The sequence below is a fragment of the Micromonospora sp. U21 genome, from assembly GCF_018070045.1.
Classification (GTDB): domain Bacteria; phylum Actinomycetota; class Actinomycetes; order Mycobacteriales; family Micromonosporaceae; genus Micromonospora.
Genome location: NZ_JAGPYK010000007.1, coordinates 226585 through 251402, shown reverse-complemented (window position 1 = coordinate 251402; position 24818 = coordinate 226585). Strand labels below are relative to the sequence as shown.

Sequence of the window (24818 nt, the reverse complement as noted above, 5' to 3'; positions counted from 1 at the left end):
AGTCTCTCCGGGGCAACCCCGGGGGCGTCGCATCCACCTGGGCACCACACCACGGGTGCACAGGCACGCTACGCGAGCCTGTGCACCCGTACGACCGGGATTCGTCGGGGCACGTTGTCATCCAACCCGGGCCGGCCGTGACGACCGTCGACTCCCTGGCCGTCGCGCTCGCCGACGCGTTCCTGGCGGCCGATCGGTGGCAACGCGGCGACCTGGTCGCATCCGGCGGGCGGGCGCTGGGGTGCGCCGCCGGTGGCTGTGGCCGGTCGCGGACGCCGCGCTCGCCGCGTACCCCCGGGCCCCGCGCGACCGGCCCCGGGAGCTGGCCGCCTTCCTCGCCGACCTGGCGCTGCTGGCCGAGGCGGTCGGTGCGGCGCGGCGGCGCGGCCAGACCGTCGCGGTCCGGGCCCGGCCGGTGACGCCGGCCCGCACGGTCCGCCGGCCCTGGTCGACCCCGGTCCTGGACGACCTGGCCGACCTTGCCCGGCTGCTCGACCTGACCCCGGACCAGCTCGACTGGTACGCCGACCGGCGGGCGATGAACCGCCGTGCCAACGATCAGCGTCTGCCCCACTACCGGTATCGCTGGGCCGTCGGCGGCCGGTTGATCGAGGCGCCGAAGCCGCGGCTGCGCGCCCTGCACCGGCGGCTGCTCGCCGAGGTGCTGGGGCCGCTGCCGGTGCATCCGGCGGCGCACGGGTTCGTGCCGGGCCGCTCGGCGCACACCTTCGCGGCCGCGCACGCCGGGCGGGCGGTGGTGGTCCGCGTCGACCTGGCCGCGTTCTTCGGCAGCGTGCCGGCCCGGCGGGTGTACGGGCTGTTCCGTACCGCCGGCTTTCCGGAGCCGGTCGCGCACGCGCTCGCCGCGATCTGCACCACCCGGACGCCACCGGCGGTGCTCCGTGCCGCCCCGGCCGACCTGCCCGAGCGGCCCTGGCGGCTGGCCGTGCTGCGCGCCGGGCACCTCCCGCAGGGGGCCCCGACCTCCCCGGCGCTGGCCAACCTCTGCGCGTTCCGGCTCGACCGCCGGTTGACCGGGCTGGCCGCCGCCTTCGACCTCGATTACCAGCGGTACGCCGACGACCTCGCCTTCTCCGGCGAGCTGCCGCCCCGGCGGGTCGCCGACCTGCTCGCCGCGGTGACCGAGGTGACCCGGGACGAGGGCTTCCGGGTGCACCCGGGCAAGACCCGGATCCGTGGCCGGGCCGACCGGCAGCTCCTCGCCGGGCTGGTGGTCAACGAGCGGCCGGCGGTGCCGCGCGTCGAATACGACCGGCTGCGCGCCATCCTGCACAATGCCGCCCGCACCGCCAAACTGGCGACCCTCCTGGCCGCCGCCCTGGCCTCCCCCCGATGACCATCTGAACACGTCCAACGAGGACCGGCAGGTCATCGGCCGTCCATTCACTCCATTAAGGATTGAGGGCCGCGAGGGCAGGTGTCGCGTTGGTACTGTCGCTCACCGGATGAGGACTGCGAGTCGTAGGGGGACGAGCATGACGAGCGGAATCGATCCGTCCGGCCTGAGTCGCTCGCTCGAAGAGGCGATGCGCCTGCTGAGCCAGGCCACGGGCTCCACCTCGGCGCAGCCGGACGGGGCCGACGAGCAGGGCGACCGGGCCGTACCGGCCGCCGAGCAGATGGTGGGGCGGGGCACCGGCGGTGACGGTCTCGTCGAGGCGGAGGTGTCCGCCTTCGGCGGCCTGGAGACTCTGGTGATCGACCCGAGCCTTTCCCGAGCCGGCACCAGCGCGATCGCCGAATACGTCCTGGAGGCGGTCAAGGCGGCACAGGCCGACGAGCGCGCCCGGCGCGCCGAGCTGACGGCCGCCGTCGGCGCCGACAGCGCGGCCCTGACCGGGCAGCTCGAACGCGTCTCGGAGGAGGCGTTCCGCGGGTTCGAGCGGATGATCGGCGACCTGGATGCCGTCACCCGCCGGATGGATCGACGCTGAGCCCATGTCCGACGGGATTCAGGTCGACGTCGACGCTCTCCATGCCGCGGCGCGGTTGCTCGCAGTCACCGGCCAGCAGCTCGGCACAGAGATCGCCAGCCTCGAATCGACGGTGAACGGCGCGGGAAATCCGTGGGGCGCCGACGAGGCGGGCTCGCTCTTTGGAGCCGTGTACGTCGAGGTTCTGACGCATGCGCTCGACGTGTACCGGTCGATGGCCGACCAGTTGCTGGAGGCCGCCGCGAACCTCGACCTCAATGCCGACGCACACGAGGCGACCGACACCGCCAACGCCGAACTTTTCACGAGGATGGAGCTGCCCCATGGGTATGCAGCTACCTCCTGAGCTCGTCGAGGCCCTGGGCTGGGTCGGCTTCACCTGGCCGACCGCCGATGAGGAGCTGCTGTTCGAGGCGTCGCAGCTGTGGTTCGCGTTCGCCGGCCGGCTGCGCACGACGCTCGCGGAGGCGGAGGCGGGCGCAGCGAAGGTCGGGGCGACGAACAGCGGGGACGACGTCCGCGCGTTCGAGCAGGCGTGGCGAGGCGAGGAGGGTGCGCCGCGCCGGATGGAGGACGGCGCGCAGGCCGCCGAGCTGATCGCCATGGCGTTGCTGGTGATGGCCATCATCACCCTGACGCAGAAGATCCTCGTCATCGTCCAGCTGACGATCCTCGTGGTGCAGGTGGCGATCGCGCTGGCGGCGGCGGCCCCCACCCTCGGTGCCTCGCTGGCCCAGATCCCCGTCTCGATCGGCCTGGCCCGGATGGCGATTCAACGGATTGTCAAGGAGGTCGTCGAGCGGGTCGTCAAGGAGATCATTCCGCGGTTGCTGAAGCGGGCGAAGACGCTGCTGCGCCGGTTCACCAGCAAGGGCCCGAGACGGGGCGGCCCGGGACGACCCGGCGTGCCCGGCCCGCACACCACGCCCCGCTACCACAACACCAAGCCGATGCTCGACAAGTACCGGAACGAACACCTGCCTGGAGGGCACTTCCCCACGGCGGTGCGCCGGCTCAGTCCGGAGGAACTCGAACAGCACCGGGTGTTCTTCGACGGCAACGGCGTCCTGCGCAGCGCGAGGAACGGCGAGCCGTTCGACACCTCGAGCGCCCAGACCGTGTTCAGCGGAAACGGCCAGGCGATCTTCGTGATGGACCGGAACGGCAACATCTACGCGTCCAACTACCAGAAGGTGGGCGACTTCCACCACTCGACGCTGGGTAACGGGCAGCCGGTCGCTGCGGCGGGCGAGCTGATCGTCAAGGACGGTATGGTCCAGCACGCGACGGCGCGCAGCGGCCATTACCAGCCCGACGTCAGCCACATGGCCAATCTCGACGCCGAGTTCAAGCGCAACGGTCTCGGCGACGTCCCGATCCTGGCCTGGGACGGCAGCAAGATCTTCTAGGGGAGCTCACGAGCATGGGTACGAGCAGTTGGAAGGGCCACGTCAACGGAATCCTCTACGGGATCCAGTTCGACCGGGCGCTCGACGACACGGTGGTGACGCGGGTCGCCGACGGGGTGATCGGCGGGCTCTACCCGGGTGACCGGGCCGAGACGCTGGACGCGCTCGACCAGGCGCTGCGTTACTCGGGCCCCCTCAATGACCAGGCCGAGACGCACCACAGCGAGGAGAGCATCCGCGCGTTCCTCGGCCGGCTCTCCACCGCCCTCTCAACGCGCGGCTGAGCCGCCACCCCCGACCCCCCTCCTCTGTTGATCAAGAGGTTTCCGTCAAGGAATTGTCCTTTCGTGACGGGACCTTCTTGATCGACCGAGATGGTCGCCCCGGGTGCAGGCGGGAGGGGCGGTGGTACCAGGTGGCGAAGAGGGCGACGGCGAGCAGCAGCTCAGCCACATCCCCGCCGTAGTACATGAGCTGGGCGGCGGAGCGGAACCCCGCCGGGTCGGGGTCGGCCAGCCCGGGCGGCAGGGTGTCGGCGTGCGCGTAGAGGTACTTGGCGAGCGCGGAGTGCCCGGCCGCCGCGCCCAACAGCGCGCCGAGCCGCACGGCCAGCCCGGGACGGCGGGGTGCCGGGTCCGGGCCGGCCAGCGACCAGGCGAACAGGTATCCGGCGGCGAGGTAGTGCAGGTGCAGGGCGTGGTGCAGGGTGGGTTGGCGCTCGGCCGCCGCGTACAGCGGGGTGAGCAGCACCAGGGCCAGCCCGCCCGTGCTGAGCAGCGCGGCGGTGACCGGGTGGGTGATCAGGTGCAGCGGGCGGCTGCGCAGCAGCCGACCGACGAACCGGCGCGTGGGCGTGGACGAGATCCGCAGCAGCAGGGTCACCGGGGCGCCGAGCACCAGCCCGAGCGGGGCCACCATGCCGAGCAGCAGGTGCTGCGCCATGTGTCCGCGCGGGTCGTCGGGGAGCTGTGCGAGCGGCCCGACCGCGACCGCCAGCACGGCACACCCGGCCAGCCAGGCGGCGCTGCGCCGCTGGTCCCAGCCCCGTGGATCGCGCGCGGCGGCCACGAGATAGCCGCCGGCCAGCAGGCCGACCGCCGCCAGCGGATACCAGCCCGGGCCATCCGCCGCGTGCCCCCCGTGCGCGACCGCCGGCGACGCGAACCAGGCCGGGGCGAGCGTGACCGTCACCGCTGGCCGTCGCGTGACCGTCGGGACCGCGCCCGCCAGACCAGAGCGGCGCCCGCCAGCAGCAGCACCGCGCCTCCCACGTTCCACAGCACGTCGTACGGGACCAGGTGGACGCCGTAGCGGATCTGGTGCAGCCGCAGCACCTTGTGGTCGACCAGCCCGTCGAAGAGCTGGAAGCCCCCGGCGCCGAGCAGGAACCCACCCCAGGCGAACCGGGCCGCCAGGGCACCCCGCCGGCGCAGGTCGGCGAACCAGAAGAACCCGCCGACCAGGGCCAGCAGCTCGGCGGCGTGCAGCAGCCCGTCGGAGAGCAGGGCCACCGACGGGGTGGACCGGTCGTAGAAGTGGTGCCAGGCCAGCAGCTGGTGAAAGACGATCTCGTCCACCGCGGCCATCACCGCGATCCCGATCAGGGCGCCGGCGAGGATGGACGACCGGACCTCCGGCACGGCGGCGCTGCGCGCACCGGGCAGGCTCGAACCGACCACCACACACCTCGCATCCGCCTCAACTGAGGGTCGAACTACCCGAGACTGGGCGGAACATGCCCGCCGAGCCGCAACGGGCGGCGGACCGAGGTTGTGGAACACCGCTGCTTCCCGGACTGTTGATCGAGGCGCCGCCGGTCATCGTGGCGACGACATCCCCGTTTCGCGCCTCCGGCAGGGCTGACGGCATGATCATGGAGCCTGAGACACAGCGGAAGCCGAGAGGAGGTACCCGTGCCGGACGCGGACGAACTCGTCGCCGATGCGCTCGCGGCGGTGCGCGGCACCGACGTACGGCAGGCCGAACGCCAGCTGGACCGGCTGATGGTCGGCACCGGCGCGGCGGACGGCACGGCGGCGGTGGACGCGGCGCTGCTGCGTCGCCTGGTCCGCGGTGTGGCACGGCTCTGGCCACGCGGCTGGCAACCGGCCGACCTGGACCGGCTCACCACCCGACGACTCGGCGCCCGCCCGGCCCGGCTGGTCCGGGACGCGATGGCCGCCCAACGACGCGAGCAGGCCGGACCGGTCCCGGCGTGGTGGGACGAGCAGCTGCGCGAGCTGGCCGCCGAGGTGTGGTGGGACGACGACCGGAACGTGCTGGCCGGCTGGTCCGCCCAGGAAGGGCTGGACCGGGTCGACGCCCTGCGAGCGGCGGTGGACACCCTCGCCCTGGTGGAGAGCCTGCCGCCAATCGCGGTGCTGCGCCCGCCACCCGGCACGACCGGTGCGGCTGCCGCCAGCCGGCCGGCCGGCGCGGCCCGCAGGGGGTCCGGAATGCTCGACCGGGTACGGGCGCTGCTGGCCAAGGCCGAGTCGACCACCTTCCCGGCCGAGGCGGAGGCGTTGACCGGTAAGGCGCAGGAGCTGATCGCCCGGCACAGCATCGACGAAGCACTGCTGGCCGCCGGGGCCGACCGCGGCGACCTGCCCGGCGGGGTACGGCTCGGCACCGACGCCCCGTACGCGGGGGCGAAGGCGCTGCTGGTGCAGGAGGTCGCGGCGGCGAACCGCTGTGAGGCGGTCTGGTCCGACGACCTCGGCTTCGCCACCGTGCTGGGCTGGCCGGCCGACCTCGTGGCGGTGGAGCTGCTCTACACCTCGCTGCTGGTCCAGGCCACCGCCGCGATGCTGCGCGGGCGGGCCGAGCGGCGACCGGGGGCCGGGCGGCGGACCCGCGTCTGGGACGAGTCCTTCCTCAACGCGTTCGCGCTGCGGATCGGCGAGCGGCTGCGCGCGACCACCGAGGCGGCGGACCGGGCGGCGGCCGAGACGGCCGGACCGGAGCGGCTCCTCCCGGTGCTCGCCGCGCGCGGCGAGGCGGTCCGGGAGCGGCTGGACACCCTCTTCCCCGGCGTCACCCGGCACCGGCTCAGCGTCCGCGATGCCGAGGGCTGGTCGTCCGGCACCTCCGCGGCCGACCGCGCGTCGCTGGACGTCGGCGGCGGGCCACCGCCCCGACAGGTGCCGGGACGACCCGACCCACGCTGACCCACCCGGCGTGGGAACGCCACGGTTGGAAAATTCTGCGATGTTCTTCGGTAGGCGGTAGGGAACGGAGCTTCGGCTCCGACCCTCCGGTGAAACCGCGCCCCGCCCGGGGCGCGACCAGGACCCGAGGAGCATCGCCGTGAAGTACATGCTGCTGATCTGGAACCGGCCCGGCTTCACCGAGGAGCTGACCGAGCGGGAGCGCACCGCCCTGTTCGGCGAGGTCGACGAGATCATGAAGGAGCTGACCGAGTCCGGCGAGCTGGTCGGCGGTCAGGCGCTGGCCGACCCGTCGCAGACCCGGACGGTCCGGCTCGCGGGCGGCCACCCGGAGGTCATCGACGGGCCGTTCATGGAGAGCAAGGAGCAGTTCGCCGGCTACCTGACCGTCGACTGCGACAGCCCGCAACGGGCCGCCGAGATCGCCGCCCGCTGGCCGGACGTGCGCTTCGGCGGCGCGATGGAGGTCCGCCCGATCATGGACGAGGCCGGGACGGAGATGTGACCGACGACCGGACGGTCGAGGACCTGCTGCGCACGCTCGCGCCGCAGGTTCTCGGCCTGCTGGTCCGCCGGCACGGGCAGTTCGACCGGTGCGAGGACGCGGTGCAGGAGGCGCTGTTGGCCGCTGCGACGCAGTGGCCCGGGCAGGGCGTGCCGGACAACCCTCGCGCCTGGCTGCTCACCGTGGCCACCCGCCGGCTCACCGACGAGTGGCGCAGCGAGCGCGCCCGCCGGGACCGCGAGGTGGCGGTGGCGCTGAGCGAGCCGGCGTACGCCGGAGTGGCGCCGGCGGCCGACGCGGAGCCCGCGGTGGCGGACGCCGACGACACCCTGACCCTGCTCTTCCTCTGCTGCCACCCGGCGCTGGCCCCCTCGGCGCAGGTGGCGCTCACCCTGCGCGCCGTCGGCGGGCTCAGCACCGCCCAGATCGCCCGGGCGCACCTGGTGCCGGAAGCGACGATGAGTCAACGGATCCGCCGGGCCAAACAGCGGATCGAGGCCGCCGGTGCCCGGTTCGGCATGCCTGCACCGGATGAGCGCGACGAGCGGCTGGGGACGGTGCTCCGGGTGCTCTACCTGATCTTCAACGAGGGGTACACCGCGTCCAGCGGGCCGGAGCTGCACCGGGTGGAGCTGACCGGCGAGGCGATCCGGCTCGCCCGTGTCCTGCACGGGCTGCTGCCCGGGAACGGCGAGGTGGCCGGGCTGCTGGCGCTGATGCTGCTCACCGACGCGCACCGGGCCGCCCGGGTCGGCCCGGACGGCGAGCTGGTGCCGCTGGCCGAGCAGGACCGGACCCGGTGGGACCGGACGGCCATCGGGGCCGGCATCGCGCTGATCACCGAGGCGCTGACCTGGTCGCCGCCCGGCCCGTACCAGCTCCAGGCGGCGATCGCCGCGGTGCACGCCGAGGCGCCGACGGCGGCGGCGACGGACTGGCCGCAGATCGCCGCGCTCTACCGGCTGCTCGCCCGGATCGCGCCGAATCCGATGGTCACCCTCAACCAGGCGGTGGCGGTGGCCATGGTGGACGGGCCCCGGGCCGGGCTCGCCCTGCTCACTCCGCTGGACGCCGACGAGCGCACCGCCGGGCACCACCGGCTCGCCGCGGTCCGGGCCCACCTGCTGGAGCTCGCCGGGGAGCTCGCGGCGGCGCGGGACGCGTACCTGGCGGCGGCCCGGGGCACCACCAGCCTGCCCGAGCAGCGTTACCTGGAGCTGCGGGCCGTCCGTCTGGCCGCGCGGCGATGAGTTCCGGCGGTCGCCGGAGTCGACCTGGCATGGGAACGGTGAGCAGTCAACTGTCGATCTCGTTGGACGGGTACGTGGCCGGGCCGGACCAGAGTCGGCAGGATCCGCTGGGCCGGGGCGGGCTCCGGTTGCACGAGTGGTTCTTCGGCCTGGACAGCTGGCGGGCGCAGCACGGGTTGACCGGCGGCGAGCGGGGCGTCGACGCCGAGCTGGTCGAGGAGCTGACCCGCGACGTCGGGGCGTACGTCATGGGCCGGCGGATGTTCGGCGGCGGGGACGGCGACTGGGACGAGAGCTGGCAGGGCTGGTGGGGCGACGATCCGCCGTTCCACACCCCGGTCTTCGTGCTCACCCACCATCCCCGGGCACCGCTGGTGATGCGGGGCGGCACCGAGTTCCGGTTCGTCACCGACGGGATCGAGTCGGCGCTGCGGCAGGCCCGGGAGGCTGCGGGTGACCGGCAGGTGTCGATCGGCGGCGGCGCGAGCGCGGTCCGGCAGTACCTGGCCGCCGCGCTGATCGACACGCTGCATCTGCATGTGGTGCCGATCGTGCTCGGGGCCGGCGAACGGCTCTTCGATGGCATCGCGCCGCGACTGGAGCAGGAGGCGGTGGTGGCCGGGCCGACCGTGGCGCACCTGCGCTACCGCGTCCTGCGCTGATCGGGGTGCCGGCCCCGGTCGCCGCGCGGATCCTGCCGCACGGCGACCGGAGGGTCAGCCGGCTCGGGTTGCCGGCCGGCCCGGTCAGACCGACGGGTCGATCACGACGGCGGTTCGATGGCCGGGCAACTGGTGCCCGGGCGGGGCGCCACCAGGCTGGTCAGGTAGCGGTCGACAGCGCCGCCCACGCACGGGCTGGTGGTGTAGCTGCCGTGTCCCCAGCCCTGGTAGGTGAGCAGCACGCCGTGCCCGCCCAACTGCCGGGCCACGTTGGTGGCCCAGTTGTACCCGCTGGCCGGGTCGTGCACGGTGGCGGCGAGCAGCAGCGGCACATCGGTGCGGACCCGCAGCCGGTGCTGCGGGTTGGCGACCGGCGCCGGCGTGCCCAGGCAGGTCACGGGAGCGAACACCGCCGGCGGGTAACGCAGGTCGGGCGCGAGCCGCGCCATCCGGCGCAGGTGCCCGGCGTACTCGCGGTAGTCGCGGACCGGCAGGCTCCAGTCCTGGCAGAAGACCGCAAACGGGTACGGCGCGACGGCGTCGCCCGTCGACCTGACGCCGGCCGACGATGCCGTGTTCGGCGTGGTGGCGGGGTCCATTCTGGCGATCCACCCGGCCAGCTCCGGCCACCAGTGCGTCTCGTAGAGCTTCTTGTGGGCGAGCCGACTCAGCTCGAACGGGGTGAGCGCAACCCCGGGCCGGTCCGGGTCGGTCAGCGTCCCGCCCGCGGCCCGCCCGTGCAGCTCGGCCCAGACCTTCCGGATGTCCCGCCCCTTGAGCACGCAGCCGGTGGACCGGGCACACCAGGCGACGAATTCGTCGAACGCGTCTTCCGCGGTGACGGCCTGGGTGTCGAGGAAGGCGCGGATGCCGAGGCTGTGATCCATCGCGGCCTCCAGCACCATGGCCCGGACCCGGTGCGGGAACAGCTCCGCGTACCGCTGCCCGAGCAGGGTGCCGTACGAGCTGCCGTGGAAGGTCAGCCGCCGCTCGCCGAGCGCGGCGCGGACCGCGTCGAGGTCTCGGGCCGCGCTGGTCGTGTCCACATGGTCGTAGAGCGGCCCGGTGCGGGCCCGGCAGTCGGCCTGCAGCAACGCGTTGCCGGCCAGCGTGGCGTCGAACTGAGCCTGGTCGGCCAGCAGTTGCGGTTGCCGGGCGAGCAGGTCGGTCGAGCAGACCACCGGGTGGCTGCGACCGGTGCCGCGCGGGTCGAAACTGACGATGTCGAAGCGGCGGCGCAGCTCGGCGCTGAACCGCGAGCTGCCGGTCACCACCCGGTCGACCCCGCTGTCGCCCGGCCCACCGGGGCCGAACACCAGCACGCCGGTCCGGGCGGACGGGTCGGTGGCCGTCCGACGGGCCAGCGCCAGGTCGAAACGCTCGCCCCGGGGTCGGCGCCAGTCCACCGGCAGGGACAGCGTGCCGCACTCGGCGGTGGCGTCCTTGAGGCAGGGCCGCCAGTCGATGGTGGGGCCTGGTTGTGGTCGAGCGGCAGCCGGGCCGACCGGGGCCAGGCCGGTGGCCGTGAGGGCCAGGGCGACCGCCCAACCGACGGTCGATTTGCGTACGCGCAGCATGGAGTGCTGTCCTCTCCTCGAAGGAGCGTCACGGGAGAAACTCGCCCAGCGGGCGAGGTGGTGCTGCTTCCACCGGGCCGTCGAGTAGCCGCTCGACGGCCCGGGCCTTTCGTCCACCGGGTTCAGTCGACCTCGCGCAGGACGCGTTCCAGCGCGCCCATCCGGGTCTCCATTCCGCCCAGCCGGCCGTCCAGCGAGGCCAGCAGGCGGGCGTTCTCCTCCTGGGCGCGGGCGGCCGTCTCCGCCAGCCGGCGGTAGTCGTCCGAGCGGGCACCGTCGTACCGGGCCCGCCGGGTCTTGGCGATCTGGACGACGGTCACCGAGAACACGGTGATCAGCAGGGCGAAGATGCCGATCGCGCCGACCACCTCGGTCCAGTCGTGGTCGCTCATCCCGGTCATCGCTCCGCTCCGGGCTGCTCGGCCGACTCGGGCACGGTCAGCGTCTCGACCGCCGCCGCGATGATCTCGGGGGTGAGTGTGAGCACGAACGGCTCCACCTCGTAGTAGTTCATGGCCTTCCCGTCCTCCGACAACTCCAGGCGGGCGGTGACCAGCCCGGCCGCCGCCAGCTTCCGTAGGTGGACCTGCAACAGCGCCCGGCTGATGCCCAGTTGCCGGGCCAGCCGGCTCACGTAGGCGCGCTCCCGGGCCAGAGCGGCGACGACCCGCAGCCGGTGCGGGTTGGCCAGGGTGGCCAGCACCCGGACCAGGTCGTCGCCGGTCGGCGGCGGAGCGGCACTCATAAGCAGCCCTTGCACATGCCAAGAGAAGTTAGCAGGTGCCGGTGCGCGGCGACCGGGATCGGGAGCGGAATCAGGGGGATCTCAGGGTCTCCGGAGGGGGCGGACAGACAGCACGCCGGGCCGGTGAGATCACCGGCCCGGCGTGCGGAAGTGCGTCGTACGTCAGCTCTTGAAGGCGTCCTTGATCTTCTCGCCCGCCTGCTTGAGCTTGGCCCCGGCCTGGTCGTTGCGACCCTCGGCCTCGAGCTGCTCGTTGTCGGTGGCCCGACCGGCGCCTTCCTTCAGCTTGCCGGCCGCGTCCTCGCTGGCGTTGTTGATCTTGTCGTCGATACCCATGTGCCAACCTCCATCGCGAGCGTCGCTGCACCACCAGCAGTACCCCCGCCATCCCCGACCCAACCATTGCGGTCGGCTCCGCCACTACACCCCGTCACCGGGGCCGGCCGAGCGGAACCGGCGCAGGCGCAGGCTGTTGGCCACCACGAAGACCGAGGAGAGGGCCATCGTGGCCCCGGCGATCATCGGGTTGAGCAGCCCGGCAGCGGCCAGCGGCAGGGCCGCCACGTTGTACCCGAAGGCCCAGAACAGGTTGCCCCGGATGATGCCGAGCGTGCGACGGGACAGCCGGATGGCGTCCACCGCGGCGTCCAGGTCGCCCCGGACCAGGGTGAGGTCCGACGCCTCGATCGCCACATCGGTGCCGGTGCCCATCGCCAGGCCCAGGTCGGCCTGCGCCAGCGCCGGGGCGTCGTTGACCCCGTCACCGACCATCGCCACCGACCTGCCCTCGGCCTGGAGTCGCTTGACCACGTCGACCTTGCCGGCCGGCAGCACCTCGGCGATCACCTCGTCCACGCCCACCTCGGCGGCGACGGCCCGGGCCACGGTGACGTTGTCTCCGGTCAGCAGGACCGGGGTGAGTCCCAGGGTGCGCAGCCGAGCCACCGCCGCGCGGCTGGTCGGCCGGACCACGTCGGCGACCGCGAGCACCCCCCGGGCCCGCCCGTCCCAACCGGCGACGATCGCCGTCCGGCCGCTGGCCTCCGCGTCGGCGACCGCCCGCTGAACCTCCGGCTGTACGTCGAGCCCGCGCTCGCGCAGCAGCCGGAGCCGGCCGACCAGCACACTCCGGCCGTCCACCGTGGCGGTCACGCCCAACCCCTCGACGTTGGCGAAGCCGGTCACCGACGGCAGCGCCCCGGCCTCGGCGGCGCCCGCGGCGATCGCCCTGGCGATCGGGTGCTCGGAGGCGGCCTCGACCGCCCCCGCGAGCCGGAGCAGCTCGGCACGGTCCTCATCGGCGGCCGGCGTCACGTCCACCAGGGTCATCCGGCCGGTCGTCACGGTGCCGGTCTTGTCCAGCACCACGGTGTCCACCCGCCGGGTCGACTCCAGCACCTCCGGTCCCTTGATCAGCACGCCGAGCTGGGCACCCCGGCCCGTACCGACCAGGAGTGCGGTCGGCGTGGCCAGACCGAGGGCGCAGGGGCAGGCGATGATCAGCACGGCCACCGCGGCGGTGAACGCGGCGGTCGGCCCGGCCCCGGTGCCGAGCCACCAGCCGAGGGTGCCCACGGCGAGCGTGATGACGATCGGCACGAACACACCGGAGATCCGGTCCGCCAGTCGCTGCACGGCCGCCTTGCCGCTCTGGGCCTGCTCGACCAGGTCGGCCATCCGGGCGAGCTGGGTGTCCCCGCCGACCCGGGTGGCGGTGACGACGAGCCGGCCGCCCGCGTTGATCGTGGCACCCACGACGCCGTCGCCCGGGCCGACCTCGACCGGGACCGACTCGCCGGTGAGCATGCTGGCGTCCACGGCCGAGGTGCCCTCGTCGACAACGCCGTCGGTGGCGATCTTCTCGCCGGGGCGGACCACGAACCGGTCACCGACGGCGAGCTGGTCCACCGGGATCAGGGTCTCCACCCCGTCGCGGAGCACCGCCACCTCCTTGGCGCCCAGTTCGAGCAGGGCGCGCAGGGCGGCGCCGGCGGTCCGCTTCGAGCGGGCCTCGAAGTAGCGGCCGGCCAGGATGAACACCGTCACCCCGGCGGCCGCCTCCAGGTAGATGTTGCCGGCGCCGTCGGTGCGGGTGATGTCGAAACGGAACGGGTGCGTCATCCCGGGCATTCCGGCATCGCCGAGGAAGAGCGCCCAGAGCGACCAACCGAACGCGGCGAGGGTGCCGAGCGAGACCAGGGTGTCCATGGTCGCCGTGCCGTGCCGCAGGTTGGTCCAGGCGGCCCGGTGGAAGGGCAGCCCGCCCCAGACCACCACCGGGGCGGCCAGGGTCAGCGACAGCCACTGCCAGTAGTCGAACTGCCAGGCCGGCACCATCGCCAGCAGGACCACCGGCACGCTGAGCGCCACCGACACCCAGAGGCGGGTACGCGGGGCGCGCAGCGCGTCCACCGGCTCCTCGGCGGTGGCCGGCGGGGACGGCAGAGCGGCCGTGTAGCCGGTCTTCTGCACCGTGTCGATCAGGTCGTCCGGCGTGACGCCGTCGACGTACCGGACGGTGGCCTTCTCGGTGGCGTAGTTGACGGTCGCGCTGACCCCGTCCATCCGGTTCAACTTCTTCTCGATCCGGGCGGCGCAGGCGGCACAGGTCATTCCGCTGATCGCCAACTCGATCCGGTTCGGCGCCTCGGGCAGCGATCTGCTGGTGGTGGTCATCATCTGGTCCCGTCAGTTGTGCCCGTGTCCGGGGCTGCCGTGGTCGGCGCCCTCGGTCCGGGTGGGTCCGCTCGGGGTGGGATCGCCACCGGTCGCCGGTGCGCCGGTTGGCGGGGGGCCGGCGACCACGGTGAACTCGGCGGTGTGCACCGACCCGCCGTGCCGGAAGTCGAGGTAGAGCCGGTAACTGCCGGCCGAGGGCACCTCGGCGAGGAAGGTGACGGCCGGACCGGGCCGGGTGCGCCCGTCGCCGGGTGCGCCCTCCGGGTGGACGTGCAGGTACGCCAGGTCGCCCCGGCGCAGCGCCACGAGATGGCCGTACGCGCCCAGGTAGGGCTCCAGGTCGGTGACCGGCTGCCCGTCCCGGCTGACGGTCAGAGTGAGCGGTGAGGTGCCACCGGGCTGCACCGCGCCGGTCAGGGTGACCGTGTAGCCGTCGACGGTCGTGCTGGTCGCCGGTGCGGGCAGCGGCCGCTCGGCCAGCGGGCCGGGGACGGTGACGTCCACACCGAGGGTCAGTGGCTCTGCCCCGGTCGGGACGAAGTCGGCGAACGCCCGCCACTGCCCGGGGCCGGCCAGCGGGGTGGCGACCTTCCAGGTGCCGTCCGGGGCCAGGTCAGGGTGCACGTGGCGGAAGCCGGAGAGGTCCCGCCGGGCGACGATGAGATGCATCCGCTTGTCGTGCGCCACGTCGAACCGGGTCACCGGTCGGCCGTCGGGGCCGCCGATCCGGAAGGCGAACTCGCCGGCCGGGGCGGCGACCGGTTCGAGGGTGTACCCGCGGTCGGAGACGAGCAGGCCGCCGGGAACCCGGCCGGCCGCCTCGTCGTGCTCCCCCTGGCCGCCCGGGCCCGGCTGGTGGGTCGCGCCGTCGTCGTGCCGACTCTCGGCGACCGGGGCGGCGGGACCGGCCACCTGACCGATCCCGTACGCCGCGCCGAAGACCCCCGCGAGGCCCAGGGCGAATCCGCCCAGTCTGGTGACCGTGTTCATGGCGAGCCTCTCGATCAGGCGTCGACGAGGTCGTAGCCGGCCTCGTCGACGGCGGCCCGGACGATTTCCACGTCCAGCGGCTGGTCGCTGCTGACGGTGACCCGGCCGGTGGCCAGGTCGACCTGAACGTCGCGCACACCGGCGATGGCGCCGACCTCGGCGCTGACCGAGCTGACGCAGTGCCCACAGGTCATGCCCTGCACCTGGTACGTCGTGTTGACCATCGAACTGTCTCCCTCCGCCACCTCCGAGCCTATACCCCCCAGGGGTAATTCGGAGGCGGACATCTGCCCTCGTGTTGTACCGGTACCCGGTGGGGGTATCCGACACGAAGGGACAGTACCATACCCCCTAGGGGTACGTTATCCTTGTCGCCATGACCGCACCCACGCCGATCCGCGGATACACCGCCAGCAAGGACCAGCTGCTCGCGCGGCTCCGCCGCGTCGAGGGGCAGGTCCGGGGCATCGAGAAGATGGTCGACGAGGACCGCTACTGCATCGACGTGCTCACCCAGATCTCCGCGATCCAGGCCGCGCTCGACAAGGTGGCGCTGGGGCTGCTCGACGGGCACGCCCGGCACTGCATGCACGAGGGCGCGGCCGAGGGCCGGGCCGACGAGATGGCCACCGAGATGATGGCGGCGGTCGGCCGGCTGATGAAGCGCGGCTGAGACCCGAGCCGACCACGAGCGATACTCGCCCGGCCCGACGGACGCCCAGTCAGTCGGGCTCCGGGCCGAGACGTACCCCTCTCAGCAACTGGGCGTTGAGCGCCACCACGATGGTGGACGCGGACATCAGCACCGCGGCCAGCGCCGGGCTCAACGCCACTCCGGCCCACGCCAGCACCCCGGCCGCCAGCGGTAGCGCCACCACGTTGTAGCCCGCCGCCCAGGCCAGGTTCTGCCGCATCTTCCGGTACGACGCGCGGGAGAGCCGGACCACGGCGCCGACCCCGCGCGGGTCCGACGAGGCCAGCACCACCCCGGCGGACTCGATCGCCACATCGGTGCCCGCCCCGATCGCGATGCCGACGTCGGCACGCGCCAACGCCGGCGCGTCGTTCACCCCGTCGCCGACCATCGCCACGGTCAACCCCCGCCGCTGAAGCTCGGCCACCCGGGCGTCCTTCTCCGCCGGCAGCACCTCGGCGAAGACCTCGTCGACACCGCGCCGGAATCCGAGGTCGGCGGCGACCGCCTCGGCCACCGGGCGGGCGTCACCGGTGATCATGGCGATGGTGCGGACGCCCGCGGCGCGCAGCTCGACGATGGCCTCCCGGGCCTCCGGACGTACCTCGTCGGTCAGCGCGAACGCACCGAGCAGGGTGCCCGGCAGCCGCACCAGGTGCAGCACCGCGGCGCCCCGCGCCGACCACCGGCCGATCGCCGCACCCAGGTCGGCCGGTAGCGACAGGTCCAGTTCCCGCAGCAGCGCCGGGCCGCCCACCGCGTACTCCGTACCGTCGACGGTGGCCTGCACCCCACGGCCCGGCAGCGACCGGAACCCGGAGGCCGGGGCCGGGCCGACGCTCCCGGCCGACGCCACGATCGCGCGGGCCAGCGGATGCTCGCTGTCGGACTCCACGCCCGCCGCGATCCGCAGCACCTCGTCCCGCCCGACGCCGGGTGCCGTCACCAGGTCGGTGACCACGTGCTCGCCCCGGGTCAGGGTGCCGGTCTTGTCGAACAGCACCGCGTCGACGGTCCGCATCCGCTCCAGCGCCAAACGGTCCTTGACCAGAATCCCGGACCGCGCGGCCAGCGCGGTGGAGAGCGCGACGACCAGCGGAATCGCCAGCCCGAGCGCGTGCGGGCAGGCGATCACCAGGACGGTGACCGCGCGGACCACCGCCTCGTCGGGCTGGCCGAGCACGGTCCAGACCAGCACGGTCAGCACGGCGGTGCCGGTGGCCAGGTAGAACAGCGCGGCGGCGAAACGGTCGGCCAGCAGTTGCGCCCGTCCGCCGGAGCTCTGCGCCTGCGCGACCATCCGCTGGATGCCGGCGAGCGCGGTCTGCTCACCCACCGCCTCGACGCGGACCCGGATCGCCGAGTCGGTGGCGACGGTGCCGGCCACCACCCGGTCCCCTGCCGACCGGGGGACCGGACGCGACTCGCCGGTGATCATCGACTCGTCCAGCTCGGCGCCGCCGTCGACGATCCGGCCGTCCGCCGGAACCCGCCCACCCGGCCGGACCAGCACCACGTCGCCGACCCGCAGCTCGGTCACCGGCACCGGCTCGACCCGCCCGTCCCCCGTCACCCGCTCGGCGTCGTCGGGCAGCAACGCGGCCAGTGCCGCGAGAGCGCCCCTGGCCTGACCGATGGCTTTCATCTCCTGCCAGTGCCCGAGCAGCATGATGGTGACCAGCGCGGCCAGCTCCCACCAGAAATCCAGGTCGAAGGCGCCCACGCTGGTGGCCAGTGACGCCGTGTAGGCGACGGTGATGGCCATCGCGACCAGCAGCATCATGCCCGGTGCCCGATCGCGGACCTCGCGGACCGCACCGACCAGGAACGGCCAGCCGCCCCACCAGAACACCACCGAGCCGAGCACGGGCCCGACCCAGGACCGGCCCGGGACGTCCAGCCCGAGGCCGAGCCGGTCCAGCACCAGGTTGCTGGTCAACACCACCGGCACGGTGAGCGCCAGGCAGACCCAGAACCGACGGCGGAACATCGCGGGATCGTGCCCGGCGTGCTTGTCGTGCCCGGCGTGCTTGTCGTGCCCGGCGTGGCGCTGATCGCCGATGGGGCGGTCGGGGCCGGGCGCTGACGGAGCGGACATGACTCCAACATGCCGGTCCGGAGACCGCCACGCCGGTCGTTCGACCACCCGACACTCCGGCACGACCTGCATCCCCCGGTCGGGGTGGTTAGCATTCCGACGATGGCCCTCCGGATCCCGCTGCGCAGTTCGGCACCGGTGCCGCCACGGTGTGGCGTCGCCTCCGGCCGACCCGGCCGGTCACTCACCGTGTGCGATCACGCAGTCGCGATCCAGCGATCTGGCGCGCCCGTCGCCGCATTCCCGTGGCGGCGGTGAACCGACCGGCCCGCCGGCACGTATCCCGCATCGGATCGTTGGGAGTTCTCGCATTGGGTTCCGACCACACCCGTTCCGCTCCGTCCGCCCCGCCCCGGGTGCGACGGATCCTCATCGCGACGGTGGTGCCCCTCTTCGTCGCGACGGTGCTCGCCGCGGTGGTCCTCTGGCCGCGCGACGGGTCACCGCAGACCGACGGGGGCGCGAACGTGCCGCGTTACCACGGCACGGTGACCCGGGTGGTGACCGAGCCGTGCCCGCCGACGGCGCCGGGCCCCGAGGGCACACCGGGCGTCGGGGACGGGCCGTGCGGCACGGTGGACGTTCGGGTAGACGACGGCCCGGCCGCCGGCCAGCAGATCCAGACACCGGTGCCCGCCGGACCCGGCGCGCCACGGGTCGAGGTCGACGACGAGGTCATCCTGGTCGAGCTGACCGATCCGACCGATCCCACCGCCAGCAGTTGGAACATCGCCGAACACCAGCGCGGCGCGCCGCTGCTGTGGCTGGCGGTGATCTTCGCGGCCGCGATCGTCGCGTTCGGCCGGTGGCGGGGCCTGGCGGCACTGGCCGGGTTGGCCGCCAGCTTCGCGATCCTGCTCACCTTCGTGCTGCCCGGAATCGGCGCCGGCCGCTCACCGCTGCTGGTAGCGGTGGTCGGCGCCGCGCTGATCATGTTCGTGGTGCTCTACCTGACGCACGGGGTCAGCGCGCAGACCTCGGTCGCGGTGCTCGGCACCCTGGGCAGCCTGGTGCTCACCGGTGTACTGGCCACCATCGTCACCGCCACCACCCACCTCACCGGCTTCGGCAGCGAGGACGCCACCACCCTGTCGATGTTCCAGGCCGACGTGGACCTGCACGGCCTGCTGCTCGCCGGGATCATCATCGGCTCGCTCGGCGTGCTCGACGACGTGACGGTCACCCAGGCGGCAACCGTGACCGAGCTGGCCAACGCCAACCCCGGGCTGACCCGGTTGCAGCTCTACCGGGCGGCGACCCGGGTCGGCCGGGCGCACATCGCCTCCACCGTCAACACCATCGTGCTGGCGTACGCGGGCGCCTCGTTGCCGCTGCTGCTCCTGCTCACCGCCGACTCGCGGCCGATCGGGCAGATCCTGACCAGCGAGTTCCTCGCGCAGGAGATCGTCCGCAGCGCGGTCGCCACGCTCGGGCTGATCGCCGCCGTACCGCTGACCACCGGGCTGGCCGCGATGGTGACCGCAGCCGGCCGGCAGGGCCCGGCTCCCGCCGTCGACGCGCCCGCCCCGCGACCTCAGCCCGACCGCGCCGAGGCACTGGCCGCACTGATCTCTCCGCGCACGGGTCGACCCGACCCCACGTCGCCCGACCCGGCGCGGACCACACCCCCATCCACAGCCACCGACCGGTGGCCAGAGCCGAACAGGAGCACGGATACGGCATGGTGACACTCCTCAACGTGACCAGGTGGGGCGTCCGCCCTGAGAACCGCGTCACTGGTCACTCAACGCCATGGCGAAATGACGCTTTTAGTCGGCATCAGGGCGTAGCTCAGCCGGTGGACTCTCGGGTAACCTCGCTGCCGGTCACCGATGAAGGCGCGAAGCGGCGCCTGCGGTGCCACCGCCCAATCGCCAACCGGCGAGCCGGGAACCCAGGTACGTGGGGTGAATCCGCGACAGCGGTAGGGGCCACTTCCGCCCCGAACCCGTCAGCTAACCCGGTCGGCGGTCGACGGAAGGGAACATTGTGACGGCACCCCTACGCCGCTGGTTGACACCCGTGGTGGCCGTAATCGCCGCACTGACCGTGCTCGCCGGACCCCTCCCGGCCCACGCCGCCCCGACGACCCCCACACCGTCCGGGCACGAGGAGGACGGCGAGCCCAAGCTGCTCACCGACGTCATCGAGAAGACCAACCGCGACTACTCCGCCGCCAAGTCCAGGCTGGGCAAGTCCAAGAAGAAGCAGCTGCAGCTGGCGCTGGAGGTCAACCGGGCCAAGGCCAACCTGGACGCACTGGCCCCACAGGTCGGGCAGATCGCCTCCCAGTCGTACCGCACCGGCCGGATCGGCCCGATGGCGATGCTGCTGGAGAGCGACGCCCCTGACTCGTTCGTCCAGCGCGCCGCCGCGCTCGACGAGATGAACATGGTCAACGAGAAGAAGCTCGCCGAGGTCAACGCGGTGAAGGCCCGCGCCGAGCAGGCCAAGCTGGCCCTCGACGCGGAGGTCCGCGAGCAGCAGAAGCAGGCCGCCCTGATGGCGAAGGAGAAGCGCGAGGCGGACAAGGCGCTCGCACTGGTCGGTGGTAAGGGCTTCACCGGCGGGCTGGTGTCGGCCACCTCGCCGGTCGCGCGGCTCGGCCCCGGACGGACCGCCGACGGCGACTGGAAGTCCCAGTCGTGCAGCGAGAATGACCCCACCACCTCGGGCTGCGTCACCCCGCGCACGCTGCACGCGTACAAGGAGGTCAAGCGGGCCGGCTTCAACCGATTCGTCGGCTGCTACCGCTCCGGCGGACCGTGGGAGCACCCGAAGGGCCGCGCCTGTGACTGGTCCTTGCAGAAGAGCGGCTTCAGCCCGTGGCACAACGAGGACACCCGGACGTACGGCAACAACATCGCCGCGTTCCTCATCCGCAACGCCGACCGCCTCGGCATCTACTACGTGATCTGGAACCGGCAGATCTGGTTCCCGGCGACCGGCTGGAAGTCGTACAGCGGGCCGTCGAACCACACCGACCACGTGCACATGTCGCTGCTCTGATCCACGCGCTCTCCGCCGAGGGCCGCCCCGCGTCACGCGGGGCGGCCCTCGGCGTGTCAGGCGGCGGGCGCGGCCGGCGTGCTGGTGCCGGTCGGTACGTCGAGTGTCGCGGCCGGCACGGCGGCCACCGGCCGCACCACTCCGGCGGCGAGACGGTACGACACCCCCACCACCGCGCACCGCCCCTGCGCCACCTCGGCGGCCAGCACGGGCGACTGCCCGAGCAACGCCTCGACGGTCTGTGCGATGTGGATGTCGACGATGCCGTCGATGTCGTCGACGCCCTCGGCGGCGGCCCGGCGCAGGCTGGGCAGCACCGCGTCGACCACTGCGCGCAGGTGCCCCTGGGGCGGGGTGCCGGTGGCGGCCGACTCCCGGGCCGCCTGCACCGCACCGCACGAGTCGTGGCCGAGCACCACCACCAGCGGGGTGCCGAGCACGGTCACCGCGTACTCCACGCTGCCCAGCACCTCCGGGCCGGTGGTGTGCCCAGCGGTGCGGACGACGAACAGGTCGCCCAACCCACGATCGAAGATGATCTCAGCGGCCAACCGGGAGTCGGAGCAGCCGACGATCACCGCGAAGGGGTGCTGCCCGTCTGCCACGGCGGCCCGGTGCCCGGCATCCTGGTTGGGGTGGCGCGGGGCACCACGGACGAAGCGCCGGTTCCCGGCGGCCAACTCGGCGTACGCCTGGGCGGGCCCGGTGAGTGCTGGCGTCGGGTCGGCAGTACGCTGCGAACCCGGCTGCCTGCCGGGTGTACCGGGACGGCTCATCCCCGCACCTCTCCTCCACGCGTTTGACCTGCTCAACCGACTCTTCAGCGGGGCGGCGGCGGGCGCTGGCTCGGGCTCCACGGTCACACGCACCGCAAGATGCGTCAAGATATGCGTGATATAGATTTCATACGTTGCCTCCTCGGGCCGGCGCTCCGGCGACGTTCCGAGATTGCGGCGGCAACCGGAAAGGCGGACCCACGATGGCGAGCACGGCGACGGCGGCTGGCGACACCGGCGGCCGGAACTGGACCTTCCTCACCAACCACGGGCACGTTCTGCTGGCCATCGCCCGCGATCCCACCGCGCGGCTGCGCGACGTGGCGGCCGAGGTTGGTGTGACCGAGCGGGCCGCGCAGGCGATCGTCGCCGACCTGGAGGCCGGCGGTTACCTGCACCGCACCCGCGTCGGGCGGCGCAACGAGTACACCCTCAACCCGGCCGGCCATTTCCGGCACCCCGCCGAGGCCGACCGCCAGGTCGGCGCTCTGCTCGCGCTCTTCGCCGAGACACCCGCCCCGGAAGCCGCGCCCCACCCCTGACCGCCATCTCCGGACAGCTGCCGGACCGGACGCAGCGGTAATCTCTGCGGGTGCGCGAATACCTGCCAGTGAGCGCGACCGAGCCCTCCCGCCGGACCGGACGTGCCGTCCGTGCTGTCCTCAGTGGAACGCTGGCGATCCTGCTCGGCGCCGCCCTGGTGGCCGTCCCCTCCCCCGCGGTCGCGGCGCCGCCGACCTGCGGCCCAGAGGGCGAGGACGCCCTGGTGGAGATGCCGTGGGCGCTGCGCCGGCTGGAGCCGTCCTCGGCGTGGCCGCTGTCCCGGGGCGCCGGCGTGACGGTGGCGGTCATCGACTCCGGGGTCTCCGCCATCCACCCGCTGCTCAAGGGCCAGGTGCTCGAAGGCCGTGACTTCAACGGCCTGGCGGCCAACCAGGGCCAGTGTGACCTGGTTGGGCACGGCACGATGGTCGCCGGCATCATCGCCGGCAAGGAGGGCACCGGCGCACCGTTCAGCGGCATCGCCCCGGCGGCCCGCATCCTGCCGATCCGGGTGCTGCCGGACGCCAAGGGCACCAACGACGAGGCGCTGCCCGGGCAGATCGCCGCAGCCATCGACTACGCGGTCGAGCAGGGCGCCGACGTGATCAACCTGTCCCTGGTGACCCTGCCCCGCCCCGAGTTGGAGGCAGCGGTCAAGAACGCGCTCGCGAAGCGGGTGGTGCTGGTCGCCGCCGCCGGCAACCGGCAGGAACAGCAGCAGGAGAAGACGGCCTACCCGGCCGCGTACGAGGGTGTGATCGCGGTCGCCGGAGTGGACGAGCAGGGCGGCCACGTCGGCACCTCGGTCAGCGGCACCTACGTCGACGTCGCCGCGCCGGGGTTGAACATCGTCGGGCCGGCCCCGGGCGGGGACGGCTACCGCGCCGAGCCGACCGGCGGCACCAGCTTCGCCGCCGCGTACGTGTCGGGGGTGGCCGCGCTGGTCCGGGCCGCCTACCCGAACCTCGATCCACAGCAGGTCGCCGACCGGCTGGAACGGACGGCGGACAACCCGCCGGACGGGCACAACGCGGAGGTCGGTTACGGCGTGGTCAACCCGTACCGGGCCGTGTCGAGCCTGCTGGGCACCCGCACCGATCCGCCCGCCGGCGCGCTCCCTGCGCCCGCCAGGTCGGACGACCCGCTGAGCTGGCAACGCAGTGCCGCGATCTGGGCGGCGGCGGTCGGCGGGCTGCTCGCCGCGCTGCTGCTGGCCGCCCGGCCGATCCTGGTCCGGGGCCGTCGGCGCGGCTGGCGCCCGGGCCGGCGCACCGACTCACCGATCACCAACTGACCGGCGCCGGCTGATCGCGCCTGGCACGGCCTCCGGTGGTCGTAGGCAGCACGGCACCGACGGTCGTCCCCGTCGGTGCCGTGGTGTCCCGACGATCAGCGCAGGACGCCGGAGGTGCCGCCGCCGTCCGCGCCCCACACGTCCTCGTCCTCCTCCAGCCAGGTGTTGCGGGGAGCCTCCTCCTCGCCATAGCCGGCGCCCGCACCGGCACCCATCCCGGCCATCCCACCCGCGCCTCGGGCACCCGCGCCCCGGCCGCCGGCACCCGCGCCCGCCGTGCCCCGACCGGCACCGCCCCGGCCGGCACCGCCGCCACCGGCGACGCCACCCATGCCGGGCGCCATGCCGCCGCCCGCGCCCAGCTTTCCGCCCGCGCCGACGCGGCCACCACCGCGACCGGCGCCCGCCGCGCCGCCACCCATCATCGGGCCCATGTTGGGGGAGACCGCCCGGCCGAGCGCGCCGCCGCCCGCGAGAACGCCGGCGCCAGCGCCGCCGCCGCTCAGGCCACCGCCGCTGCCGAGCCCACCGGCGCCACCCAGGCCGGAGGAGCCCAGGCCGCCGCCCCCCAGACCGGAGCCGAGACCCGGCGTGCCACCGCCGCCAGCACCCGCGAGGCCGCTGCTGTAGTCGTCCTCCAGACCGCCGGCGCCCGGCACCCCACCGGTGCCGGGGTAGCCGCCGCCCGAACCGGTGTCGTACCCGCCGGAGAGATCGGGGTGCGTGCCGGAGCCGCCGGGCAGGTTGCCGGTGTCCGGCATGCCGGTGGCGTCGATCGAGGGCCTGGCGCCCATGTCGCCGATGGACGGTTTGCCGCCGCCGATGTCCGGTACGCCGCCGACCCCGCCACCACCGCCGCCACCGTTGTCCAGCTTCGGAATCTCGGTCTTCGGTGTCTTGTTGTCGAAGCCGCTCGCATCACCCGGGGTGCCCGGGGCGATGTTCTGGTAGTCGCCGCTGACCCGCTGGTAGACGCCCGCCGCTTCCTCGGACCGGTCGTTGATCCAGTCAGCGACCGCGGTCACCGGGTCCAACCAGCCGAGGAAGTCCGGTGCCACCTTGGCCTCGAAGAAGCCCACGCTGAGGGTCAGCTTGGCGTTCCGCGCCTCCAGCACGTCGTTGACACAGGTCGCCGGGACCGGGAAGTCCCGCTGGGCGGCGGTGAGTTTCTCCGCGGCGCTCTTGAGCGACTGGACGATGCCGGTGCCCTTCTCGGCGTCCGCCACGATCTGCCCGGTGTCCTTGGCGATCTGCTCGACGTGACCCTTGAACGCCTCGTACGCCGGGCCCTTCCAGACCGTGCCCAGGTCCTTGATGTTGGTGTCGAGACTCTGCTTGACGTTGTTGAGATTCTTGATCAGCTGTTCCCAGCCAAGGGCGGCGCTCTCCACGTCACCCGGCCGGCCGTCGATGACGACCTTCTGGCACATCTCTTCCCAGCTCAGGCCCATTCGCCGTCCTC

The 24818-nt window shown here is 73.4% G+C and carries 26 protein-coding genes and 1 riboswitch; of the genes, 14 read left to right on the top strand and 12 right to left on the bottom strand.

Going from position 1 to position 24818, the window contains the following annotated elements; all coding sequences use genetic code 11:
• Window positions 1-241: 241 nt before the first annotated feature.
• The 5 genes from KBX63_RS12565 (at window position 242) to KBX63_RS12545 (ending at window position 3648) form a co-directional block, all read left to right on the top strand.
• Entirely contained in the window at window positions 242-1357 is a 1116-nt protein-coding gene (locus KBX63_RS12565; RefSeq protein ID WP_210911177.1) for a reverse transcriptase family protein, read from the top strand.
• A gap of 139 nt (window positions 1358-1496) precedes the next feature.
• Window positions 1497-1955, top strand: a complete 459-nt coding sequence (locus KBX63_RS12560; RefSeq protein WP_210911176.1) for a YbaB/EbfC family nucleoid-associated protein — start codon at window positions 1497-1499, stop codon at window positions 1953-1955.
• 4 nt (window positions 1956-1959) lie between these two features.
• Window positions 1960-2301 carry a hypothetical protein gene (locus tag KBX63_RS12555; protein WP_210911175.1) on the top strand — a complete coding sequence of 114 codons (342 nt, stop codon included), beginning with the start codon at window positions 1960-1962 and terminating at the stop codon, window positions 2299-2301.
• The gene (locus tag KBX63_RS12550; protein ID WP_210911174.1) at window positions 2279-3364 is read left to right on the top strand and encodes a hypothetical protein; all 1086 of its coding nucleotides are present in this window, start codon (window positions 2279-2281) and stop codon (window positions 3362-3364) included. The genes KBX63_RS12555 and KBX63_RS12550 overlap by 23 nt, the downstream gene beginning before the upstream one ends.
• A gap of 14 nt (window positions 3365-3378) precedes the next feature.
• Entirely contained in the window at window positions 3379-3648 is a 270-nt protein-coding gene (locus KBX63_RS12545) for a hypothetical protein (RefSeq protein ID WP_210911173.1), read from the top strand.
• A 31-nt stretch (window positions 3649-3679) separates the two neighbouring features.
• On the opposite strand, the gene KBX63_RS12540 is transcribed toward KBX63_RS12545, so the two are convergent.
• The gene (locus KBX63_RS12540; RefSeq protein ID WP_307871698.1) at window positions 3680-4555 is read right to left on the bottom strand and encodes a cytochrome c oxidase assembly protein; all 876 of its coding nucleotides are present in this window, start codon (window positions 4553-4555) and stop codon (window positions 3680-3682) included.
• Complete coding sequence (locus KBX63_RS12535; protein ID WP_210911172.1) at window positions 4552-5043, bottom strand: DUF2243 domain-containing protein; 492 nt, start codon at window positions 5041-5043, stop codon at window positions 4552-4554. Before KBX63_RS12535 ends, KBX63_RS12540 begins: the two co-directional genes overlap by 4 nt.
• Window positions 5044-5277: 234 nt before the next feature.
• On the opposite strand from KBX63_RS12535, the gene KBX63_RS12530 reads away from it, so the two are divergent.
• The 4 genes from KBX63_RS12530 to KBX63_RS12515 all read left to right on the top strand — a co-directional run bounded on the left by KBX63_RS12530 (window position 5278) and on the right by KBX63_RS12515 (window position 8951).
• Complete coding sequence (locus KBX63_RS12530; RefSeq protein ID WP_210911171.1) at window positions 5278-6534, top strand: DUF2786 domain-containing protein; 1257 nt, start codon at window positions 5278-5280, stop codon at window positions 6532-6534.
• 148 nt (window positions 6535-6682) lie between these two features.
• The gene (locus tag KBX63_RS12525) at window positions 6683-7039 is read left to right on the top strand and encodes a YciI family protein (RefSeq protein ID WP_247662240.1); all 357 of its coding nucleotides are present in this window, start codon (window positions 6683-6685) and stop codon (window positions 7037-7039) included.
• Window positions 7036-8289, top strand: a complete 1254-nt coding sequence (locus tag KBX63_RS12520) for an RNA polymerase sigma factor (RefSeq protein ID WP_210911169.1) — start codon at window positions 7036-7038, stop codon at window positions 8287-8289. The genes KBX63_RS12525 and KBX63_RS12520 overlap by 4 nt, the downstream gene beginning before the upstream one ends.
• A gap of 29 nt (window positions 8290-8318) precedes the next feature.
• The gene (locus KBX63_RS12515; RefSeq protein WP_210911168.1) at window positions 8319-8951 is read left to right on the top strand and encodes a dihydrofolate reductase family protein; all 633 of its coding nucleotides are present in this window, start codon (window positions 8319-8321) and stop codon (window positions 8949-8951) included.
• 101 nt (window positions 8952-9052) lie between these two features.
• On the opposite strand, the gene KBX63_RS12510 is transcribed toward KBX63_RS12515, so the two are convergent.
• From KBX63_RS12510 to KBX63_RS12480, 7 genes are all read right to left on the bottom strand, one after another.
• A complete protein-coding gene (locus tag KBX63_RS12510) occupies window positions 9053-10528 on the bottom strand; it encodes an alpha/beta hydrolase (RefSeq protein WP_210911167.1) in 1476 nt (491 codons plus the stop codon).
• 122 nt (window positions 10529-10650) lie between these two features.
• A complete protein-coding gene (locus KBX63_RS12505; RefSeq protein ID WP_210911166.1) occupies window positions 10651-10929 on the bottom strand; it encodes a hypothetical protein in 279 nt (92 codons plus the stop codon).
• Complete coding sequence (locus KBX63_RS12500; protein ID WP_074316342.1) at window positions 10926-11273, bottom strand: helix-turn-helix domain-containing protein; 348 nt, start codon at window positions 11271-11273, stop codon at window positions 10926-10928. The genes KBX63_RS12505 and KBX63_RS12500 overlap by 4 nt, the downstream gene beginning before the upstream one ends.
• Window positions 11274-11435: 162 nt before the next feature.
• Entirely contained in the window at window positions 11436-11609 is a 174-nt protein-coding gene (locus KBX63_RS12495; protein ID WP_089017952.1) for a CsbD family protein, read from the bottom strand.
• Between the two features lie 84 nt (window positions 11610-11693).
• A complete protein-coding gene (locus KBX63_RS12490; RefSeq protein ID WP_210911165.1) occupies window positions 11694-13949 on the bottom strand; it encodes a cation-translocating P-type ATPase in 2256 nt (751 codons plus the stop codon).
• 12 nt (window positions 13950-13961) lie between these two features.
• On the bottom strand, window positions 13962-14942 hold the full coding sequence (locus KBX63_RS12485; protein WP_210911164.1) for a hypothetical protein: 981 nt from the start codon (window positions 14940-14942) through the stop codon (window positions 13962-13964).
• 14 nt (window positions 14943-14956) lie between these two features.
• Window positions 14957-15166, bottom strand: a complete 210-nt coding sequence (locus tag KBX63_RS12480) for a heavy-metal-associated domain-containing protein (RefSeq protein WP_210911163.1) — start codon at window positions 15164-15166, stop codon at window positions 14957-14959.
• Window positions 15167-15318: 152 nt separating this feature from the next.
• On the opposite strand from KBX63_RS12480, the gene KBX63_RS12475 reads away from it, so the two are divergent.
• Window positions 15319-15615, top strand: a complete 297-nt coding sequence (locus KBX63_RS12475; protein WP_007454936.1) for a metal-sensitive transcriptional regulator — start codon at window positions 15319-15321, stop codon at window positions 15613-15615.
• Between the two features lie 49 nt (window positions 15616-15664).
• On the opposite strand, the gene KBX63_RS12470 is transcribed toward KBX63_RS12475, so the two are convergent.
• Window positions 15665-17734 (bottom strand): heavy metal translocating P-type ATPase, encoded by a 2070-nt coding sequence (locus KBX63_RS12470; RefSeq protein ID WP_210911162.1) that lies wholly within the window; start codon window positions 17732-17734, stop codon window positions 15665-15667.
• Between the two features lie 311 nt (window positions 17735-18045).
• Between KBX63_RS12470 and KBX63_RS12465 the strand changes: the two genes are divergently transcribed.
• Both KBX63_RS12465 and KBX63_RS12460 read left to right on the top strand, forming a co-directional pair.
• Entirely contained in the window at window positions 18046-19422 is a 1377-nt protein-coding gene (locus tag KBX63_RS12465; protein WP_210911161.1) for a YibE/F family protein, read from the top strand.
• A 166-nt stretch (window positions 19423-19588) separates the two neighbouring features.
• Window positions 19589-19719: riboswitch (cyclic di-AMP (ydaO/yuaA leader) on the top strand.
• A gap of 4 nt (window positions 19720-19723) precedes the next feature.
• Window positions 19724-20743 (top strand): hypothetical protein, encoded by a 1020-nt coding sequence (locus KBX63_RS12460; RefSeq protein ID WP_210911160.1) that lies wholly within the window; start codon window positions 19724-19726, stop codon window positions 20741-20743.
• A 56-nt stretch (window positions 20744-20799) separates the two neighbouring features.
• Here KBX63_RS12460 and KBX63_RS12455 read toward each other — a convergent pair whose 3' ends face one another.
• The gene (locus tag KBX63_RS12455; RefSeq protein WP_210911159.1) at window positions 20800-21519 is read right to left on the bottom strand and encodes a carbonic anhydrase; all 720 of its coding nucleotides are present in this window, start codon (window positions 21517-21519) and stop codon (window positions 20800-20802) included.
• Window positions 21520-21722: 203 nt separating this feature from the next.
• Here KBX63_RS12455 and KBX63_RS12450 point away from each other — a divergent pair, with 203 nt between their 5' ends.
• Together KBX63_RS12450 and mycP are read left to right on the top strand one after the other, a co-directional pair.
• The gene (locus KBX63_RS12450; RefSeq protein WP_210911158.1) at window positions 21723-22061 is read left to right on the top strand and encodes a MarR family winged helix-turn-helix transcriptional regulator; all 339 of its coding nucleotides are present in this window, start codon (window positions 21723-21725) and stop codon (window positions 22059-22061) included.
• A 50-nt stretch (window positions 22062-22111) separates the two neighbouring features.
• Window positions 22112-23356: a type VII secretion-associated serine protease mycosin gene (mycP, locus tag KBX63_RS12445; RefSeq protein WP_307871697.1), complete on the top strand. Its 1245-nt coding sequence runs from the start codon at window positions 22112-22114 to the stop codon at window positions 23354-23356.
• Window positions 23357-23451: 95 nt separating this feature from the next.
• Here mycP and KBX63_RS12440 read toward each other — a convergent pair whose 3' ends face one another.
• Window positions 23452-24807, bottom strand: a complete 1356-nt coding sequence (locus KBX63_RS12440) for a WXG100 family type VII secretion target (RefSeq protein ID WP_210911157.1) — start codon at window positions 24805-24807, stop codon at window positions 23452-23454.
• Window positions 24808-24818: the final 11 nt, after the last annotated feature.